The sequence below is a fragment of the Porphyromonas sp. COT-290 OH3588 genome, from assembly GCF_000769075.1.
Taxonomy (GTDB): Bacteria; Bacteroidota; Bacteroidia; order Bacteroidales; family Porphyromonadaceae; genus Porphyromonas.
Genome location: NZ_JRFC01000003.1, coordinates 110,480 through 129,350 on the forward strand (window position 1 = coordinate 110,480; position 18,871 = coordinate 129,350).

Genomic DNA, 18,871 nt, shown 5'->3' on the forward strand with positions numbered 1-18,871 from the left:
GTTGATAGCCTTAGACACAAATGATGATCTACTGACTAAACTGAGAGGATACAACCTCTAGTTGGAGCTTCTCTGGTCGCTTGTCCATGCGCACAAAGCTAGGGAACAAGAACTCATTGAGTCCTATGGTCTGCACATATTCCCCATTGCGTGTTATCTCTCTATCCACTGGCACAAGGCGCAACTCCAAATCTCGATCGACACTCCAACCAGCCTCCCTGCTATAGCGTGCATGGTGCTTGAGGTGCTCTGTCACAAGACGAGCTATGTTGGAGAAGTTATAGAAACGTGCAGAAACGCTATACCGAGAGGATAGATAGCTCGTGGCTGCTCTACTGCGCTCGGTCAACCCTTTGGCAAAAAAGGAGGTTACCGAATCCTTAGGTATGAGCAGCATATAGGAAGGCGGATTGAGCAGAAGATCTTTGGGGTTCTTTACATCAATCTGCATCTGGGCATCGGCCAAAGACCAATCGGAGCCGATGTTGATCTTGGCTTTGCCTTTGAGTAAACGAGCCATCTGCTCTTTTTTGAGCTCTATGGCTCCAATCACCCCAGCAGGCTGCTTGATATAGAAGTATTCATCGCTAGGGACTAGAAGCACATCGGAGTACGGATTGCTCAAAGCATTGATATGCCCCGTCAGCTTGGTACTAATAAAAGCCTCAGTAGCGACTGGTTTTTTCGCTTTATCCCCCTTAGCTTTCTCACTCTCTGCCTTGTCGGGAGTGTAGGTGTAGTAAATCACCAAGGCCGTGCTCTCCACCTGCAGCACATTGCCACGCCCCGTAGTTGGGGTGACCAGCAGAGAACCTAGCACATCTTTGTCGAAGCTCTCTTGAGTGTCGAATAGATAAGGCTTCTCCTTGGATAGGTCATAGATGCGCTGCCCAACCTTAGTATCAATAGGGAGGGCTATGGTCAGCACAGAGTCACGGGCCGAGTAGTGGCGCCAGAAGCTATTGCTACTGATGTTGAGGTGCTTCTCCCCGATTAGGTTCTCTGGCTTGCGATACTGCTCTAGCGCCTCTGGGGTGGTAGAGTAGGCCATAGTACCCAGCCCTTTGACCTCGTAGATCGAGAGCTTCATCTCCGAATTAACGTCCCCGATAGATCGTTCGTAGCCGAGCATCAACTTAACCGAGTCAATCTTACCTCCTAGTGGCTCACGGGCGAACTTAAACCTCGGCGCCGTACGCAGGCGGGCGACAAACTCTCCATGGAAGTCCCCGTACAGAGGGTCGGAGATCTCTCCAAGAAGACTAGTGGTACTACCGGAGGAGTAGACCGACTCCGCCTTAACGCTGCTAGCCTCGAACTGGAGCCTATGTAGCTCACTATCTACTTTATCTCTGGGCGACTGGATAGACTCTCCTATGCGAGAGAGCTTATCCTCTTGGTCACATGCCCCCAAAACTAGGCACCCCAGCAAGAGGGCTCCTAGTTGGCTTACGAGCGACTTCATACGATCTTGTCATAAAATTCATTGTAGGCATCAGCATAGTCCTCTGTGCCTTGATAGGGGAGGAAGGGTGTATTGGTCTTCTCAATATAGGCCATCAGCTCAGGATCAATATGCTCACTACCCTGTACGACACCATGAGCATGATGAATAGCTAGGCGCATGAGAGCCTTATAGTCAGTCTTACCCTCCATCATCGCCACCGATGGGGTTTTGATGTTGTCGAACTTCAGCTTCTCAAACAGCTCCTCAGGCATAACACACTGCTCCTCGTCATTGTAAATAGTGAAGATGAACTTGGCCTTCTTCAGGCATGGATCATCGTGGTAGACCTTCTTGAGGTAGATCATAGCGAGGGCAGTAAACCAGCCGTGGCAGTGAATGAGGTCTGGGATCCAACGCAGCTTCTTGACTGTCTCGAGTGCTCCACGCACGAAGAATATGGAGCGCTCATCGTTGTCATTGGCTCCCTTATTGTCGGGTCCATAGAGAGATTTGCGCTTGAAGAAGTCATCATTGTCGATGAAGTACACCTGCATACGTGCAGAGGGGATAGAGGCCACCTTGATGATCAGAGGGTGATCATTGTTATTAATGATCATATTGATCCCCGAGAGGCGGATCACCTCGTGGAGCTGATTACGGCGCTCGTTGATCAATCCATATCGAGGCATGAAGAGCCTTACCTCATTTTTCCGCTCCTGAATGAACTGCGGCAGATTTCTCGACAGCTTCGAGATCTCTGTCTCGGGTAGATATGGAAAAATCTCCTGCGATATATACAATACTCGTTTAGACTTCATTATACTTTGTTCTTTTCTTATCCTGCTTCTCCCCTCTGTGACCGCCCAAGCGATACGCACGAGCAGAGATAGCCAAACCTACAATTAGGGTGCAAAGTTACGAAAAATCTACCACTTGCGCACCAAAGCAAGCATAGCGTCCCATAGCCACAGCTCGCTGCGACGGTTCATCACTGGCTCACTTGTAGGGCGAGATTTATATTTTCACTCACTTTTCAGATTGTTGATGGGACAACCTCAAGCTCTCCTAGACTCAGAGAGCAAACTGCATATTTACCCCCTAGGAGGCGCTACACGAGGCGCTGATAGATTTAGGCTGACAGACTCCATCGGCAAAGAGATCGCTCAACCAAGAGAGTCCTCACAAAGCACTAGACAACAACACCTTAATCCAGATCTCATAAAACGAAGGCCCCTATACGCCCTATTCATCGGGAGTTTCGTCCCATCAATCTTGGCGAATCGGTGGACACATCGCTCTAGCTTAGTCCTACAGTCCAAGAAAATCTTCCCAGCAATCTATCGACCTATACGAGGCGACCTCTCTCAAATCACCATTAATCCATTTGCATTTCTTAACACAAAAGATAATATCCTGTCTACTTACTAACGTAGCACCACCCATGTAGCGTATGCACCATACTAGCAGATTCTTTTTACTTGGTGGGTAGCTGTGAGGCACTAGACTCTTGTGTATTTTCAAAAAACACTTACCTTTGCGAGCGGTTTTGAGCAATTCAACACGCTTTCTTAGCTCAGTCGGTTAGAGCATCTGACTGTTAATCAGAGGGTCCTTGGTTCGAGCCCAAGAGAAAGCGCCAAACTACGAAGAGAAGCGGGTATTTCTGTACGAGGAATACCCGTCTTTTTTGTATTAGCCCCTTTTATTACTTTTGCTTCGTAGACTTTGTTATATCACATACATTCTAATGAAAGGAATCGTATTGGCCGGCGGATCGGGGACACGCCTATACCCTATTACTAAAGGGATCAGTAAGCAGCTACTACCTGTTTACGACAAACCGATGATTTACTACCCCATCTCGGTACTGATGCTCGCAGGCATCAGAGAGATTCTCATCATATCTACCCCTCACGACTTACCTTGTTTCCGACAGTTACTGGGTGACGGATCAGCTCTAGGCGTACACTTCGAGTATAGGGAGCAGCCTTCGCCAGATGGGCTAGCACAGGCCTTCTTGATCGGGAGCGACTTCGTTGGCGACGACAGTGTCTGCCTCGTGCTGGGAGATAACATCTTCTACGGCACGGGCTTCTCGGCTATGCTCAAGGAGTCTGTACGCCAAGCCGAGCAGGAGCAAATGGCTACGGTATTTGGTTACTGGGTCAATGACCCCGAGAGATATGGTGTGGCGGAGTTTGATGAGCAGGGACGCTGCCTCTCCATTGAGGAAAAACCCCAGCAACCGAAATCCAACTACGCAGTCGTGGGGCTATACTTCTACCCCAACAAGGTGCTAGAGGTAGCCAAGGACGTCAAACCCTCGGCACGAGGTGAGCTAGAGATTACATCAGTCAATCAAACCTTTCTCCAAGACAATGAACTACAAGTGCAGACCCTAGGCCGTGGCTTTGCTTGGCTCGATACTGGGACGCACGACTCGCTGATGGAGGCTACAACCTTCATCGAGGCTATCGAGAAGCGACAAGGGCTCAAGGTAGCCTGCCTCGAAGAGATTGCCTACCGCAGAGGCTGGATAGATCGGGAGCAACTCCTCAAGCTAGCGGAGCCCATGGCCAAAAACCAGTATGGGCAATACCTGACCAAGATAGCCGATGCCGAAGCTCCTAGGCAGAGCAAATAATAGCCTTAGGCCACAAAACTAGAGCACAAGACAAGAACACCGTATGGATTATAAGCGTCACATATTGGTAACGGGAGGGGCAGGCTTCATTGGCTCGCACCTTGTCCGCCTACTGGTCAATAAATATCCCGACTACCTAATCGTCAACCTCGACAAGCTAACCTATGCAGGCAACCTCGCCAATCTCAAAGATGTAGAGGCTGCTACAAACTATCGCTTCGAGTTCGGAGATATCTGCGACCTAGAGCGTGTGGCTCATCTCCTAGAGGAGCATTGCATCGATGGTATCATTCATCTAGCCGCCGAGAGTCATGTAGACAGGAGCATCAAGGATCCGCTAGCCTTTGCACGAACGAACGTCATGGGTACGCTCACACTGCTACAAGCAGCCAAGGCCTATTGGTCCTCTCTACCCTCGGGCTACGAGGGCAAGCGTTTCCACCACGTCTCGACAGATGAGGTCTATGGCTCTCTAGAGCTAGGCGGTGGCTTCTTCACCGAGGCTACCAGATACGACCCGCATAGCCCATACTCCGCGAGCAAGGCGAGTAGCGACCACTTCGTCCGTGCCTTTGGAGATACGTACGGTCTGCCAGTTGTGGTGACCAACTGCTCCAACAACTATGGCTCGTATCAGTTCCCCGAGAAGCTTATTCCGCTATTCATCAACAACATTCGCCAAGGCAAGCCCCTACCAGTCTACGGACGTGGCGAGAATGTCCGCGACTGGCTATACGTCGAGGATCACGCCCGAGCACTAGATGTCGTTTTTCATCAAGGGGCAAACCTACAGACCTACAACATTGGAGGCTTCAACGAGTGGCGCAATATCGACCTTATCCACGTACTAATCTCGACCGTAGATAGACTACTAGGCAACCCCGAGGGACATTCACTCGGATTGATTACCTATGTCACCGACCGAGCTGGTCACGATCTGCGCTATGCGATCGACGCTACCAAGATCAAAGATGAACTAGGCTGGGAGCCCTCTCTACAGTTCGAGGAGGGGATAGAGCGAACGGTACGCTGGTATCTCGACAATCAAGAGTGGATTGACCAGATTACCACCGGCGACTACCAGCGCTACTACGCAGAGATGTATCAGCTCTAGAGCTTTTGCAAAGGAAGACACCAAGGCGGTACAGCGAAATAAAAACTCTCGCTGTACCGCCTTGGTGCCTATGAATCTATCATGATGACGATACTTCTCTAGCCACTAGGAGGAGGAGAATTTGCATGCTTGGCTCACAGTGCCTAATATGCTCGATTGGAACATTAAATTTGCTAACTTTGTGCGTTAAAGCGATTAAGTACGTGTATCAAATCAACCTATCAAATAAAAATAGACTGCTGGGCGTTTGGCTGTGGGGGCTTCTACTGCTCCTAGGTAGCGGATGGGGGCTGTCGGCAGCCCAATCCAAATTCGTCGTAGTCATCGACGCAGGGCACGGAGGCAAAGACCCCGGAGCTGTACGCAATGGGCTCAAAGAAAAAGATATAACGCTCTCTGTAGCCCTCAAACTTGGGGAGATGATTAAAGCCAATCACCCGAAAGTCAAGGTACTCTACACAAGGGACAAAGATGTATTCGTGGGGCTGCAAGCTCGATCCGACTTTGCCAATCGGCACAAGGCTTCGCTCTTCATCAGCGTCCACGTCAATAGCGCCTCTCCCTCGGCTAGGGGAACAGAAACCTATGTATTGGGGCTCAATAAGCAAGCTAGCAACCTCGCCGTGGCAATGCGAGAAAATGAGGTGATGCTGCTTGAGGACGACTATAAGACAACGTATCGAGGCTTCAACCCCAAATCCACCGAGAGCTACATCATGTTCGATCTGATGCAGGACGCCTACATCAACAGTAGCATTGAGTTTGCCAACCTCGTAGAGCAGCAGTATAGCCGTCTAGGCAAACCCAGCCGTGGCGTACGTCAAGCTGCTCTGTGGGTACTCAGCCAGAGTGCTATGCCTAGCGTACTGACCGAGATAGGGTTTATCTCCAACAACTCCGACCAGAGCTACCTCAAGAGCCCCGAGGGGCATCGAGAGATCGCACGGGCTCTATCTAAGGCTTTCAGCCAATACTACAAGCGGCAGACAGCTACCCCAAAAGAGAGCAATCGCTCAGAAGAGAGTAAGAGCGAGGGCTCTGCAGACTCTACCGATACTGACGACTCTATGGCAGATCGCTCAGAGCCCACCGAGCCCAAGGAGCCTCTCCACGAGGCGACTCGGGCAGAACAACCGAACAGCACAAGCCCCGAGGGGCGAAGCTACCGCATTCAGTTTATGGCTCTATCCAAGGCGATAGACACCAAGGACAAGCGCTTTGCCAAGCTAGACAAACCAATCAGACGCATCAAGGACGGCGAGCGATATCTCTACACCTGTGGCAATACCGAGAGCCTCGCCGAGGCTCGTAAACTACGCAAGCAGATCGCCAAGCAATACAAAGACTGCTTCATCGTGGAGTACAGATCGGGCAAGCGCATCGGACGTGTCCAGTAATCAACAGAGGATTAACTATACATCAATAGGAGCAATGAAAATCAGAAAAGAAGTCAAGATAGGGCTAGTAACCCTCATGGCCCTAACCCTAGGGTACGTAGGTCTCAACTTCCTCAAAGGCATTGACTTGTTTAAGAAGGAGTCTATATTCTACACCAAATTCGACAACCTCAACGGTGTAGCCAATGCTACCCCAGTGATGATCAGTGGCTACAAGGTAGGAGCTGTGCGCAAAGTGGACTTCATCTATACACCCGGGAAGGGATATGGAGCCACCCTTACCCTAGCTCTTGACCCAAGTGTGCAAATCCCGAGAGGCAGTAAGCTCAACATCAAGAAGAATATGCTCACGGGCTCTGTCCTGACGATCGAGACTCCAGAGCCACAGCCGGGCTACTTCACAGACCTAGACACTATCCCAAGTGTGGAGGCACCAGCCGACCTAATCGATGTAGCCACAGAGAAGCTCGTCCCCGCCATGGAGGACGTCATTCCACATCTAATGGCGACACTGGAGCGGCTCAATGAGATCCTCGGCAACAAGGGAATCGACGCAACCCTCTCTGGGCTGCATGGCGCCACCACAGAGATGCAGTCTGTGGTAAACCAGCTGAGCAAGTCTATGAATCAGATGCCTCAAATCATGGGCAATGTGCTTACCGCTAGTGAGAGCATGGTAGAGATTGGGCGCAACGCAGAGCAATTCAAAATCGACTCAGTGATCCACAATGTCAATACGATGACAAGCAACCTGCGCATCCTTAGCGAGCAACTACGTAACCCCAATAGCACCGCAGGCCTACTCATCAACGATGCTCGCCTCTACAATCGCCTAGATAGTCTAGCCAACAGCGCAGACGAGCTGATGAAGGACCTCAAAGCGAACCCCAAGAGATACGTACACTTCTCGATCTTCTAGCCCCTCGTATGAAGCGCATACTCATCACAGGAGCTACGGGATTTATCGGTGGCCACTTGGTTCGCCAAGCTCAAGCCGCTGGCCTAGAGGTCTGGATAGCCCTACGCCCCGAGAGTGATAGGCAGAAAGCCGAGGCACTGGGGGCGAAGATTATAGGTTTAGATTATCGGAGCGAAGAGCAGATGCGCCGAGCCATGCAGACGGTGCCGACAGCTGGCGAGTGCCCGTGGCACTACGTCGTGCATAACGCTGGCATCACTAAGGCCAAAGACCCCAAGGAGTTTGACGAGGTCAATGCCGAGCACACGAGGCGATTGTGCTCAGCATTGGCCTCTCTGGCTAATCCGCCCGAGCGGTTTGTGCTGATGAGTAGCCTTAGTAGCTACGGTGTTCCCTCGGGAAGTGAGCCCATTCGCTCAGCCGATCCTCAACGCCCCAATACGGCGTACGGCCGCAGCAAGATGCTCGCCGAGCAGTATGTAGAGCACAGCGGTCTTGCCTATACGATTCTTCTCCCTACCGGGGTATATGGCCCGGGCGATCAAGACTACCTGCTAGCGATTAAGTCGATCGCAGGCGGGCTCAACTTTATGAGCGGCCTACAGCCACAGATCTTGACTTTCGTCTACGGCGAAGATGTCGCTCGGGCAGCACTATTCCTGCTTGCCGAACCGAAAGCGAGAAACAACCGCTACATCATATCCGACGGGGCAACCTATACCGACGAGCAGTTTGGGCGACTAACACAGAGATTACTCGGGCGTAAGCATTGCTTGCACCTAAGGGCGCCTCTCTCTCTTCTATGGTGTATCTGCCAGGTAGGCTCACTCTGGACGAAGCTCAGTGGCCGTATGACGCCACTCAATCGGGACAAATATCCAATCCTCTCCCAGCGCTCATGGCGGTGCGATGCTAGCCCTCTACTAGAGCTTGGCTTCGTACCCAAGTATCTACTGGAGCAGGGCATAGAGGCAACGATACGGCACGCCCAAGCCACACATAGCATTTGAATGATTTGATTATGAATACAAGACAACTATACGCCCCACTTATGGGGTTCGCATTGCTTGCTCTAGGCGCATGTAGCCCAACCAAAGAGCACGTAGCCGAGCGTGATCTGCTCGTCTATGTCGATCCGTTCATCGGCACTGGTGGTCACGGACATACCTTCCCCGGGGCAACACGCCCCAATGCCATGGTACAGTTTAGCCCAGATACGCATCTGCTAGGCTGGGAGGCTAGTAGCGGATATCACGAGAGCGACAGCTTGATCTATGCTTTCAGCCTAACTCATCTGAGCGGTACAGGTATCGGGGATCTAGGCGATGTGGCACTACTACCCTACTCGGGGGTAGATAGCCTCAAGCCTGTGGCACGATTTAGCAAAGCCAATGAGGTTGCCTCTCCCGGCTATTACTCGGTATATCTAGAGAACTTCGGTATCCAAACAGAGCTAACCTCCACCGAGCGTGTAGGACTGATGCGTCTGAAGTACGAGTTACAAGACGCCAATCGCAACCTTCTGCTCGACCTTGGGCATATCCTACAGCCCAACTGGGGGCACAAGGTACTCAAGAATGATCTGGAGATCGTCAATGACTCTACAATTAGAGGCACTTACTACACCAAGGGCTGGGCAGATCAGCATCAGATGAGCTACACCATTCATCTGAGTACCCCAGCCGATAGTATGGTGCTACACAGAAATGGAGAGGGCAGTCGAGTAGCCTATCCACTCGCACTGACCGATACGGCAGATCTCAAGCTACATCTCTACCTGCCACAGGGCACAGAGCCATTGCTGGTCAAGACCGGCCTCTCGCACGTTAGCCCCGAGCAGGCAGAGAAGAATCTCGCAGCCGAGCTCCCACACTGGGACTTCGACCGCATTCGCGAGGAGAGCCGTGAGATTTGGCGAGGTGTTTTGGGCAAAATCCAGATTGAGAGCCAAGACCAATCTGTGCTCAAGAACTTCTATACGGCTATGTACCATGCCCACATTGCCCCCTTCAACTATCAAGATGTGGACGGACACTTCCGTGGAATGGACAAGCAAGTGCACCGCAACGCCCGCCCCGAGGACGGACACTATACCGTATTCTCACTCTGGGATACCTACCGCACCCTCCACCCGCTCCTGACGATCATCGACCCCGATCGTGCGCTTCGCTATGGGCGCAGCTTGATTTCGGACTATCAAGAGGGAACAATCCTACCCCGCTGGCCACTAGCGGCAAACTATACGGGCTGTATGCCAGCCTATCACTCGGTAAGCGTACTGGCAGATCTTGTTGCCAAGGGTTTGGCATCGGGCGAAGACCTCAAGCTATGGGCAGAGGCTGGCGTGCGTAGTTCGGTCTATCGAGCCGACTTGGCCGAGAAGTTCGCCGGCACTCGTGAGCTAGACCTCATCACTCGTCACCCTCACTTCAAAGAAACGCTAGGCTTTATCCCCGCCGATTCGTTGCCCGAGTCCGTTTCGTGGGCGGTAGAGATGGCCTACGACGACTGGTGCATCGCACGTATTGCAGAGGCTGCTGGGCTAGACTCTCTCGCTCGTGAATACGACAAGCGTGGTAGATACTACCAGCGTTATTGGGATAAAGGAACCAATCTCATGCGCCCCGTGATGGCAGACGGTAGCTTCCGTACGCCTTTTAATCCCCGCTACTCGGCACACATGGAGAGCGACTACACCGAGGGGAATGCCTATCAGTGGAGCTTCTATGCCCCACACGATATGTATGGCTTCATCAAAACTATGGGCGGCAGAGAGGTACTAGAGGCAAATCTTGATACACTCTTTACGACATCATCACGTATCGACGGAGAGAAGCAATCGGGCGACATCACTGGCCTTATCGGCCAATACGCCCACGGCAATGAGCCAAGCCACCACATCGCCTACCTCTACAACTACACCGCTAGCCCACACAAGGGGCAAGCTCTGCTAGACTCAATCATGTACACCTTCTACAAGCCTACCCCGGACGGCATCATCGGCAACGAGGACTGTGGGCAAATGTCGGCTTGGTATGTGATGAGTGCTCTTGGCTTCTACCCTGTTTGTCCGGGCCTGCCCGAGTACCAGATCGGTCGCCCCATCGTAGACGAAGCTCGTATCGCTGTGCAAGGAGGAGTCTTCACCATCAAAGTCAAGAATAATAGCAGAGCCAATAAATATGTCGCCTCGGTGAAGCTCGACGGCAAACCCCTCGGGGGGCTAACCTTGCAGCACAGTATGCTTCGTGCTGGCGGTACACTCGAGATCGAGATGACGGACAAAATCTAGCACCCGACTGATCTATGAGTAAAATCATCATCTATTCGCTCCTGCCACGTCTTTGGGGGAATGACTGCCTAGAGCCTAAACCTTGGGGCAGTTATGAAGAGAACGGTTCGGGTAAGCTCTCGGATCTAGATGAGCGAGCCCTAGATTACATCCGCTCTCTAGGAGCCACGCATCTGTGGTGTATCGGCCTACTCGAGCATGCCACGGCAACGGCTTGGGCAGAGATCCCTGCCGATGCACCAGATATGGTCAAGGGGATTGCAGGCTCGCCCTATGCTCTGAGGGATTACTACGACATAGCACCGAGCTTGGCAGACAACATCGACAAGCGTATGCAGGAGTTCGAGGCTCTACTAGAGCGTGTACACCGCTCGGGGCTCAAGCTACTCATAGACTTTATCCCCAACCATGTGGCTCGCTCCTACCACTCGGACGCTCAACCTGCTGGCGTTGTGGATCTGGGAGCCGATGATGATACGACCAAGCACTTCGACAACCAAAACAACTTCTACTACTTCCCCGGCGAGGCACTTCATCTCCCCCAAGGAGGTAGCTGGATAGAATCGCCAGCCAAAGCCACGGGCAACGACTGCTTCTCTACCTATCCTAGCCAAAATGACTGGTACGAAACGATCAAGCTCAACTACGGCGTAGACTATCTAGGCGGAGGGCATCAACACTTCGACCCTATCCCCAAGACATGGCTGCGCATGCTCGAGATCTTGGACTTCTGGGCTAGTAAGGGGGTAGACGGCTTCCGCTGCGATATGGCCGAGATGGTGCCCGAGGCTTTCTGGGGCTGGGCTATCCCTCAGCTCAAAGAGCGGTATGGAGCCGAGCTGTGTTTCTTGGCAGAGATCTATCAGCCGCACCGGCACTCAAGCTATTTGCACGCAGGCTTCGACTATCTATACGATAAGGTAGGGATATACGATACGCTCAGGGCGATCATGCGAGGCGAATGCTCGGCTAGTGCTTTCGACACTGCGAGAGATGCCGTTGCGAGCGACCAGCCTGCCATGTGCTACTTCCTAGAGAATCACGACGAACAGCGCATTGCCTCCGACTTCTTCGCCGCTTCGCCCCTTGTCGGCATACCGGCTCTCGGTGCTTCTTTGCTCTCGGGAGGCAATCCGTACTTGCTCTACTTCGGACAAGAACTCGGCGAGCGAGGTATGCAAGCCGAGGGCTTCAGTGGTGTAGATGGGCGTACGACGATTTTCGACTACTGGTCGCTTGGGTGTATTCAGCGCCTTAGAGCTGACTATAAGGGAGGCGAACTGACAAAAGAAGAGCGCCATGTCCTAGAGAGCTACCAGCAGATCCTAGGCATTGCCCAGAGCGAACCACTCATCGCCTCGGGCGCTTACTATGGTCTGAACTTCGCTCAGGGGGTGGGCTATGATGCCGATCGCTGCCTAAGCTACCTACGCTATGATGACGGAGCCTATCTACTCGTCGTGGCTAATTTCTCAGCAGAAGCAAAGAAGCTGAGCATCAGCCTACCCAATTTTATCCTTGAGCATATTTCGCTCCCTAGTAATACTCCGCTGCTAGCCGAAGATCTACGCACAGGCGAGCGGAGCATTACGGCACTGACCTCCTATGCACCGTGGCAAATCTCGGTAGAGGGCTACGGACTCGAGCTCATCAAGCTGACTAAGCTCCAAGACTAACAGCATCAATATGTAGCTGATATGAAAATCTTGATCATCGAAGACGAACCAGAGTTGCTAGAGCTGACCAAAAACGCTCTGGAGAAAGAGCGCTATGTCGTAGAGGTCGCCGCCAACTACCGTCAGGCGATGGAGAAGGTCGGCGTCTACGACTACGAATGTATTCTACTAGACATCATGCTCCCCGATGGCGATGGGCTAACACTCCTCAACGAGCTGAAAAAGATGCGCAAACGAGATAGTGTGATCATCGTGTCAGCTCGTGGCTCGGTCGAGGATAAGATACAGGGGCTAGAGCTCGGGGCAGACGACTATTTGGCCAAGCCTTTTCATCTCTCGGAGCTCATCGCTCGCATCAAAAGTGTCATTCGGCGCAAGCACAACGATGGCGAAACCTCGATTACGTTGGGCAACGTGGAGATCTTCCCCGAGAGCTTTAGTGTACAGGTAGCAGGCGAGCCCCTTGAGCTTAACCGCAAGGAGTACGATATCTTACTCTACTTCGCCAATCGCTGCGATAGGCTAATCAACAAGAGTGCTATGGCAGAGGCCATCTGGGGCGACCACATCGACCAAGTAGACAACTTCGACTTCATCTATGCTCAGATCAAGAACCTACGCAAGAAGCTCAAGGAGGCCGAGGCCGGTATTGAGATCAAATCGGTCTACGGTGTAGGCTACAAAATGACTTTGCTCTAGCACATCTGCCCGATGAAGCTCATTCACCACACCATATCTAGACTCTCCGTCGCTCTGAGCATCGTACTGGCCCTCTGGGCAGTATTCTTCTACTTCGCCATGATCAACGAAGTAACGGACGAGATCGATGACTCGCTGGAGGACTATGCCGAGCTACTCATCGTACATGCGCTCTCTGGCGAGCAGCTCCCCTCGGAGCATACCAACAGCAACAACCAGTACTACCTCTCCCCCATCTCGACCGAGGAGGCTTATCGTAAGCCACACATTACCTATGCCGACTCGATGGTCTATATCCCGCTCAAGCGCGAAACCGAGCCTGCACGCATCATGACCATTATATATAAGGACGGAGCGGAGCAGTACTACGAGCTAGCGGTATTTACTCCAACGATCGAGAAACAAGACCTCATGGGAGCCATCCTCTTTTGGGTCGTCTTCCTGTATCTATCCCTACTGGTAGTGGTGATGGTGGTTACTACGATCATCTACGAACGCAACAATAAGCCACTCTATCGGCTACTCAAATGGCTTGACCAATACCAAGTGGGGCAGAGCAACGTGCCTCTTGATACGGATACCGATATCGTCGAGTTCCAGAAGCTCAACGATGCAGCTCTGCGGCAAGTCAAGCGATCGGAGGAAGTCTTCGAGGAGCAGAAGCAATTCATCGGCAACGCCTCTCACGAGATACAGACACCAGTGGCTGTAAGTATGAACCGCATCGAGACACTGATGCAAGACGAAACCCTCACAGAGGAGCAGCTGAGCGAATTGGCCAAGACACATCAAACACTGGAGTATCTGAGCAAGCTCAACAAGTCCCTACTCCTGCTCTTCCGCATCGACAATCATCAGTTTGTGGAGCGCCAACCCATTGAGCTGAACGCACTGCTCTACCGCTCGCTCGAGGACTACAAAGAGGTCTACGATCATCTACACATATCCGTGAGCGTGCAGGACAGTGGGACACTAAACCTCGTGATGAACGATGTGCTAGCCTCAATCCTAATCAACAATCTACTGAAGAATAGCTTCGTGCACAACGTGCCGCATGGGGCTATCCACATAGAGATCACACCCCAATCCTTGACTATACGCAATTCCTCCGAGAGTGAAGCCCTAGACCCACAAGTCGTATTCGAGCGCTTCTACCAAGGCTATAAGAAGAAAGGGTCTATCGGCCTAGGACTGGCTTTGGTTAAGTCGGTCTGCGATATGGAGCAGCTATCTATCCGCTACTACTGGCAGGACAATCTACATTGCTTCGAAATCCAAAAAGCAAAAAAAGAATAAAAATTATTATCATTTCAAATTCCTTTCAGAATTGGGTCCTAATTTTGCCCCTGTAAACTGAATTAAACAACTAAAATAAAAGGAATAAAGAAATGAGAAAGTTTTTAGGTCTAGCACTAGTTGCTATCATCGCTTGCACAGTAGCATTCGCTGGTCAAGACAGAATAATCCCCTTCGAGAACCTCCCACAGAAGGCGCAGGTTTTCGTCAAGAAATACTTTGGCGATCAGTCCATCAGCCTCGTGAAGCAGGAAACCGAAATCCTCTCCAAGACCTACGAGATTATCTTCGCCAGTGGCGATAAAATTGAGTTCGACGGCTCAGGGCTTTGGAAGGAAGTAGATTGTCGCACAGAACTCCCCAAGGGTATCGTGCCTGCTGGCATCGACAACTACCTAACTAGAAACCACCCAAACTTGCTCGCTCGCAAGATCGAGAGGCAACGTAGGGACCGCTATGAGGTCAAGCTCACAAACGGGCTAGAGCTGACCCTAACCTCTGGCGGACGAGTAGTCGAGGTAGACTAAGACGATAGGATAGCAATAATTCAACAACTTAACTTCATATTATCTTATGAAAAAGCAGATTCTAGTGGCTCTGCTAGCCACAGCTACGCTTGCATCCGTTGGATGCACCAAGGACGATGCAACCAACCTCATCTCAGCCCCAGAGGCTACAGTACAGGGTGAGGCTGGCAAGTTGCCTACTCAAGCACGCCAATTCGTGGCCGAGTACTTCCGTGGCTACGCAGCTAGCGAAGTAAAAACGAATGCCGTAGAAACGGAGAATGGAACACTATACACTAGTATTCTAGAGAAAACCGACGATCAGCTACGTGCTACGGTTATCTTGCCTTCACGTGTCAAGATCGAGTTCGACCGCAACGGACAGTGGAGAGAAATTGAGAGCCTCATCGACGGTGTTGCTCTACCCGAAAATATTCTCGGTCTACTCCCTGCTCCAATAGTACAATACGTACAGCGCAACTATGCAGGTATCGGCATACACGAGATAGAGCGCAAGTCTTACGGCTACAAGGTAGAGCTTGTCAATGACAAGGAGCTGCTATTCGACCGCAACGGCGAGGTCCTCAGCGACAACAAGAAGGGTCAGAAGCCACAGCAGCCCCAAAACAACCAGCTAGACAACAACGTACAGTACTTCGTGCGTACGCACTTCCCATCCTACAAGGTAGCATACATCAAGAACGATCGCGACAATGGCGTTGAGCGTCGCAAGGTATACATCCGCAAGAGCTATTGGCAGAGTTTCAAGCTCGTATTTGATATGCAGGGCAACTGGCTAGAAGTAGAGGGCGATGACTATGGCCGCACTCCAGTACCAGCATCTGTACTAGCTCTTCTACCACAAGGTGTGGCTGATGCACTCTCGAGAAGCTACCCCTCTGTACCAGTAACTTCGGTAGAGAAGAAGCTCTCTGGCTACAAGATCGAACTCGCTGGTGATATTGAGCTGTACTTCGACCGAGATGGCAGACTCCAAGGTATCGACGACGACTCCAATGTAGACAATCCCGGCAATGGCAATAACCCCGGTAATGGTAGCAACCCTAGCAATCCCGGTAATGACTACCCCAATGCGGGCAATCTACCACAGCTAGCTAAGAGCTTCCTCGCCCAGCACTACCCCAATGGTTATGTGAAGAAGGTTGAGCGCAAGGCTCGCCCAGATCGTGACGGCAAGATGTACGAGGTAGATCTAACGAATGGCACGGAGATCGATTTCACTGCCGATGGTCAGTGGATCAAGGTTGATGGCGATGAGCGTCCACTCCCACAGTCTGTAGTAGATCTGTTACCAAGCAATGTACGTCAGGACCTACAGCACCGCTTCAGAGGGGCAACCGTGTCAAGCATCAAGAAGACACGCTCTGGCTACAAGGTAGAGGTACTCGTACGTGGCGATGATGTAGAAGTGTACTACGATGCACGTGGCAACTTCCAGCGCATCGACGACTAAAGCAAAAAGGAATTTTACCACCTCCCCAACTAAGACGAAAAGGATTGATTATTTAGGAGGCACGGGCTTGCAACTTCGGTTGCAGGCCCGTGTTTTTTGTCCGAATAATGAAGGATACACAGCACCTAGGTGGAGTGGCTCGGCCACAGTGCCCCACGATTTCTACCCCTCCGATGCTCGCCCATTTAAGCTAACGACCTCCGACAGCAATGCTGCCCAGCACCAAACAAAGGTAACTTGTGCGTCTATTCGTCTACTTTTTAGTTAAGGAGTGTAAAGAGATTAGTGAGAAACTTAGAGAAATAACACAGAGGTTTATAAAGGGGAGTGAAACCCCTAAAAGAAATTGAAGGGGAGATTGACTCCGATTGGTGGACTAATTCCCTATGATGTATCCACCAACTGCCGAAGATTGATGGGAAGAAATGCCCAGAAAAACGGCACAAACACATCAATCCACCCCGAAAAACACGTTATTTATATGGTTATTAAAAACTTACAAAAAACCATTTTAGGCGATTGTTTTTGTTCATCTGGAGGGTGATGCCCCAAAAGAGGTAGGACGCAATACAGAGCCCTCCAGAGGCCAAATACAAGGTCCGACCTTTTTTCATCATCGGCAGAGGTAATCCGCACAAGACATACAAACATCATCAGTATTTGTTAATTTTTGTACTCCCAGATCTTGGTTATTCCCTCCCTTGGGCGCCTCCATATCTTACCCTTGAAAAAACATCTTGAGTCTTCCTACCCAAAACAATCATCAGACCAAGTCTATGGCTCAACAGGGCTATATATAAGCTATAAAGGTATGCTCAACTACTACACACCCAAGGCGTCCACATGGCTCTGTGCTGGAGGGAACTAAATAATCTTCGCCCACCGAGCCGCATAGTTCGGAATTAAGAAGCTAACTTTGAGGTCATGCGGATGACACGCAGACGCCTCAAGATACGAGCAATGTAATTACCCCAAATAAATATCACCAAAGCAAATGAAAAGAATTATCCTAGGTCTGCTAGTTATTCCCCTCGCCTCGGGGCTAGCATCAGCACAAGTGCAGAGCGGTAAAGGAGGGTTAAGCGCATCAGCCCTGCAAACCATTCGTCAAGGCTATACCAATACACCCAGTGAGCGAGCACTCAAAAACACTATCGCCCAGCACGGTATGGTCTTCGCCTCTAGCAGTCTGCGTGGACGACCCGACGGCGAGTTTTCGCACCGAGTACCCACACGAGGCATTACCAATCAGCACCAGAGTGGGCGATGCTGGCTATTCACTGGGCTCAATGTGCTTAGGGCCGACCTTATCAATCAACACAAAACGGGCGACTTCTTCTATTCGCACAACTACTCTTTCTTCTGGGATCAGTTGGAGAAAGCCAACCTTTTCCTACAAGGGATCATCGACACGCGCAAGAAACCCATCAACGACCGCACCGTAGAGTGGTTATTCTCCAATCCGATTGGGGACGGAGGACAGTTCACTGGCGTATCGGACAACCTCATTAAGTATGGCGTAGTACCCGCAGAGGTCATGCCAGAGAACGTAAATAGTAACAACACCAACAAGCTCTCAGGGATACTCGCCCGTGTACTCCGACAGGGAGGTATGCGCTTGCGCCAGTCCGCCCAAACGGGTGCGAGCGAGAAGCAACTAGAGGCACAGAAGCTACAGCTCCTACAAGGCGTCTATCGCCTGCTCGTGCTCAACCTTGGCGAACCGCCAACCAAGTTTACCTACACGCTACGGGACGCCTCGGGCAAAGCTATCTCGACCAAGGAGTACACACCACAGAGCTTCTACCATGAGTTTGTGGGGCGTGACCTGCGTGACGAATACGTGATGCTGATGAACGACCCCTCACGTCCCTTCTACCAAACCTATCAGATCGAGTACGACAGACATCTCTACGACGGCAAAAACTGGACGTACATCAACCTCCCCATAGAGGAGCTCAAAGAGATGGCCATCGCCTCTATCAAGGATAGCACGATGATGTATTACTCCTGCGACGTGGGCAAAGAGCTAGATAGGCAGAGTGGCATCTTGAGCCTAGACAACAATGACTACGAAGCCGTTTTGGGCTTCCCTCTAGATATGGACAAAAAAGAGCGCATCGAGAGCAAAGCCAGTGGCTCTACCCACGCCATGACGCTCGTCGCCGTAAACCTCGATGAGCAAGGTAAGCCAACCAAGTGGCTCGTAGAGAATAGCTGGGGAGCCAACTCGGGACACAAGGGGCATCTGATCATCACAGACGAATGGTTCGATGCCTATACCTTCCGTATTGTAGTAGAGAAGAAGTACATCACCGACAAGGTACGTACCCTACTAGACCAAAAGCCCACGATGCTCCCACCTTGGGATCCAATGTTCCGTACGGAAGAGTAGCGAGGGTGGCCA

General features: G+C 51.4%; 14 protein-coding genes and 1 tRNA gene. 13 read left to right on the forward strand and 2 right to left on the reverse strand.

Going from position 1 to position 18,871, the window contains the following annotated elements; all coding sequences use genetic code 11:
• Nucleotides 1-28: 28 nt before the first annotated feature.
• Both HQ48_RS00520 and HQ48_RS00525 read right to left on the reverse strand, forming a co-directional pair.
• Complete coding sequence (locus HQ48_RS00520; protein WP_044231207.1) at nt 29-1,465, reverse strand: DUF4270 family protein; 1,437 nt, start codon at nt 1,463-1,465, stop codon at nt 29-31.
• Entirely contained in the window at nt 1,462-2,265 is an 804-nt protein-coding gene (locus HQ48_RS00525) for a glycogen/starch synthase (RefSeq protein ID WP_044187619.1), read from the reverse strand. The genes HQ48_RS00520 and HQ48_RS00525 overlap by 4 nt, the downstream gene beginning before the upstream one ends.
• 744 nt (nt 2,266-3,009) lie before the next feature.
• Here HQ48_RS00525 and HQ48_RS00530 point away from each other — a divergent pair.
• The 13 genes from HQ48_RS00530 (at nt 3,010) to HQ48_RS00590 (ending at nt 18,859) form a co-directional block, all read left to right on the forward strand.
• Nucleotides 3,010-3,086: transfer RNA gene (locus HQ48_RS00530), tRNA-Asn, on the forward strand.
• A gap of 108 nt (nt 3,087-3,194) precedes the next feature.
• Nucleotides 3,195-4,091: a glucose-1-phosphate thymidylyltransferase RfbA gene (rfbA, locus tag HQ48_RS00535; protein ID WP_044187616.1), complete on the forward strand. Its 897-nt coding sequence runs from the start codon at nt 3,195-3,197 to the stop codon at nt 4,089-4,091.
• A 43-nt stretch (nt 4,092-4,134) separates the two neighbouring features.
• Nucleotides 4,135-5,205 (forward strand): dTDP-glucose 4,6-dehydratase, encoded by a 1,071-nt coding sequence (gene rfbB, locus HQ48_RS00540; RefSeq protein ID WP_044231208.1) that lies wholly within the window; start codon nt 4,135-4,137, stop codon nt 5,203-5,205.
• A 170-nt stretch (nt 5,206-5,375) separates the two neighbouring features.
• A complete protein-coding gene (locus HQ48_RS00545) occupies nt 5,376-6,602 on the forward strand; it encodes an N-acetylmuramoyl-L-alanine amidase (protein ID WP_235300172.1) in 1,227 nt (408 codons plus the stop codon).
• Nucleotides 6,603-6,636: 34 nt separating this feature from the next.
• Nucleotides 6,637-7,521 carry an MlaD family protein gene (locus HQ48_RS00550; RefSeq protein WP_044231209.1) on the forward strand — a complete coding sequence of 295 codons (885 nt, stop codon included), beginning with the start codon at nt 6,637-6,639 and terminating at the stop codon, nt 7,519-7,521.
• Nucleotides 7,522-7,529: 8 nt separating this feature from the next.
• Nucleotides 7,530-8,531 carry an NAD(P)-dependent oxidoreductase gene (locus HQ48_RS00555; protein WP_044231210.1) on the forward strand — a complete coding sequence of 334 codons (1,002 nt, stop codon included), beginning with the start codon at nt 7,530-7,532 and terminating at the stop codon, nt 8,529-8,531.
• An 11-nt stretch (nt 8,532-8,542) separates the two neighbouring features.
• Nucleotides 8,543-10,813 carry a GH92 family glycosyl hydrolase gene (locus HQ48_RS00560; RefSeq protein ID WP_052408893.1) on the forward strand — a complete coding sequence of 757 codons (2,271 nt, stop codon included), beginning with the start codon at nt 8,543-8,545 and terminating at the stop codon, nt 10,811-10,813.
• Nucleotides 10,814-10,827: 14 nt separating this feature from the next.
• Nucleotides 10,828-12,489: an alpha-amylase family glycosyl hydrolase gene (locus HQ48_RS00565; protein WP_044231212.1), complete on the forward strand. Its 1,662-nt coding sequence runs from the start codon at nt 10,828-10,830 to the stop codon at nt 12,487-12,489.
• A gap of 21 nt (nt 12,490-12,510) precedes the next feature.
• Entirely contained in the window at nt 12,511-13,188 is a 678-nt protein-coding gene (locus tag HQ48_RS00570) for a response regulator transcription factor (RefSeq protein WP_044187598.1), read from the forward strand.
• 12 nt (nt 13,189-13,200) lie between these two features.
• Nucleotides 13,201-14,484: a sensor histidine kinase KdpD gene (locus tag HQ48_RS00575; protein ID WP_044231213.1), complete on the forward strand. Its 1,284-nt coding sequence runs from the start codon at nt 13,201-13,203 to the stop codon at nt 14,482-14,484.
• 92 nt (nt 14,485-14,576) lie between these two features.
• Complete coding sequence (locus HQ48_RS00580) at nt 14,577-15,011, forward strand: PepSY-like domain-containing protein (RefSeq protein ID WP_044231214.1); 435 nt, start codon at nt 14,577-14,579, stop codon at nt 15,009-15,011.
• 46 nt (nt 15,012-15,057) lie between these two features.
• The gene (locus HQ48_RS00585) at nt 15,058-16,464 is read left to right on the forward strand and encodes a PepSY-like domain-containing protein (protein ID WP_044231215.1); all 1,407 of its coding nucleotides are present in this window, start codon (nt 15,058-15,060) and stop codon (nt 16,462-16,464) included.
• Between the two features lie 994 nt (nt 16,465-17,458).
• On the forward strand, nt 17,459-18,859 hold the full coding sequence (locus HQ48_RS00590; protein ID WP_044231216.1) for a C1 family peptidase: 1,401 nt from the start codon (nt 17,459-17,461) through the stop codon (nt 18,857-18,859).
• Nucleotides 18,860-18,871 lie beyond the last annotated feature (12 nt).

Bases quoted from the DNA above. Each gene is read 5' to 3' on its own strand.
- HQ48_RS00520 (WP_044231207.1), bottom strand. From the start codon at position 1,465: ATGAAGTCGCTCGTAAGCCAACTAGGAGCCCTCTTGCTGGGGTGCCTA.
- HQ48_RS00525 (WP_044187619.1), bottom strand. From the start codon at position 2,265: ATGAAGTCTAAACGAGTATTGTATATATCGCAGGAGATTTTTCCATAT.
- rfbA (WP_044187616.1), top strand. From the start codon at position 3,195: ATGAAAGGAATCGTATTGGCCGGCGGATCGGGGACACGCCTATACCCT.
- rfbB (WP_044231208.1), top strand. From the start codon at position 4,135: ATGGATTATAAGCGTCACATATTGGTAACGGGAGGGGCAGGCTTCATT.
- HQ48_RS00550 (WP_044231209.1), top strand. From the start codon at position 6,637: ATGAAAATCAGAAAAGAAGTCAAGATAGGGCTAGTAACCCTCATGGCC.
- HQ48_RS00555 (WP_044231210.1), top strand. From the start codon at position 7,530: ATGAAGCGCATACTCATCACAGGAGCTACGGGATTTATCGGTGGCCAC.
- HQ48_RS00560 (WP_052408893.1), top strand. From the start codon at position 8,543: ATGAATACAAGACAACTATACGCCCCACTTATGGGGTTCGCATTGCTT.
- HQ48_RS00565 (WP_044231212.1), top strand. From the start codon at position 10,828: ATGAGTAAAATCATCATCTATTCGCTCCTGCCACGTCTTTGGGGGAAT.
- HQ48_RS00570 (WP_044187598.1), top strand. From the start codon at position 12,511: ATGAAAATCTTGATCATCGAAGACGAACCAGAGTTGCTAGAGCTGACC.
- HQ48_RS00575 (WP_044231213.1), top strand. From the start codon at position 13,201: ATGAAGCTCATTCACCACACCATATCTAGACTCTCCGTCGCTCTGAGC.
- HQ48_RS00580 (WP_044231214.1), top strand. From the start codon at position 14,577: ATGAGAAAGTTTTTAGGTCTAGCACTAGTTGCTATCATCGCTTGCACA.
- HQ48_RS00585 (WP_044231215.1), top strand. From the start codon at position 15,058: ATGAAAAAGCAGATTCTAGTGGCTCTGCTAGCCACAGCTACGCTTGCA.
- HQ48_RS00590 (WP_044231216.1), top strand. From the start codon at position 17,459: ATGAAAAGAATTATCCTAGGTCTGCTAGTTATTCCCCTCGCCTCGGGG.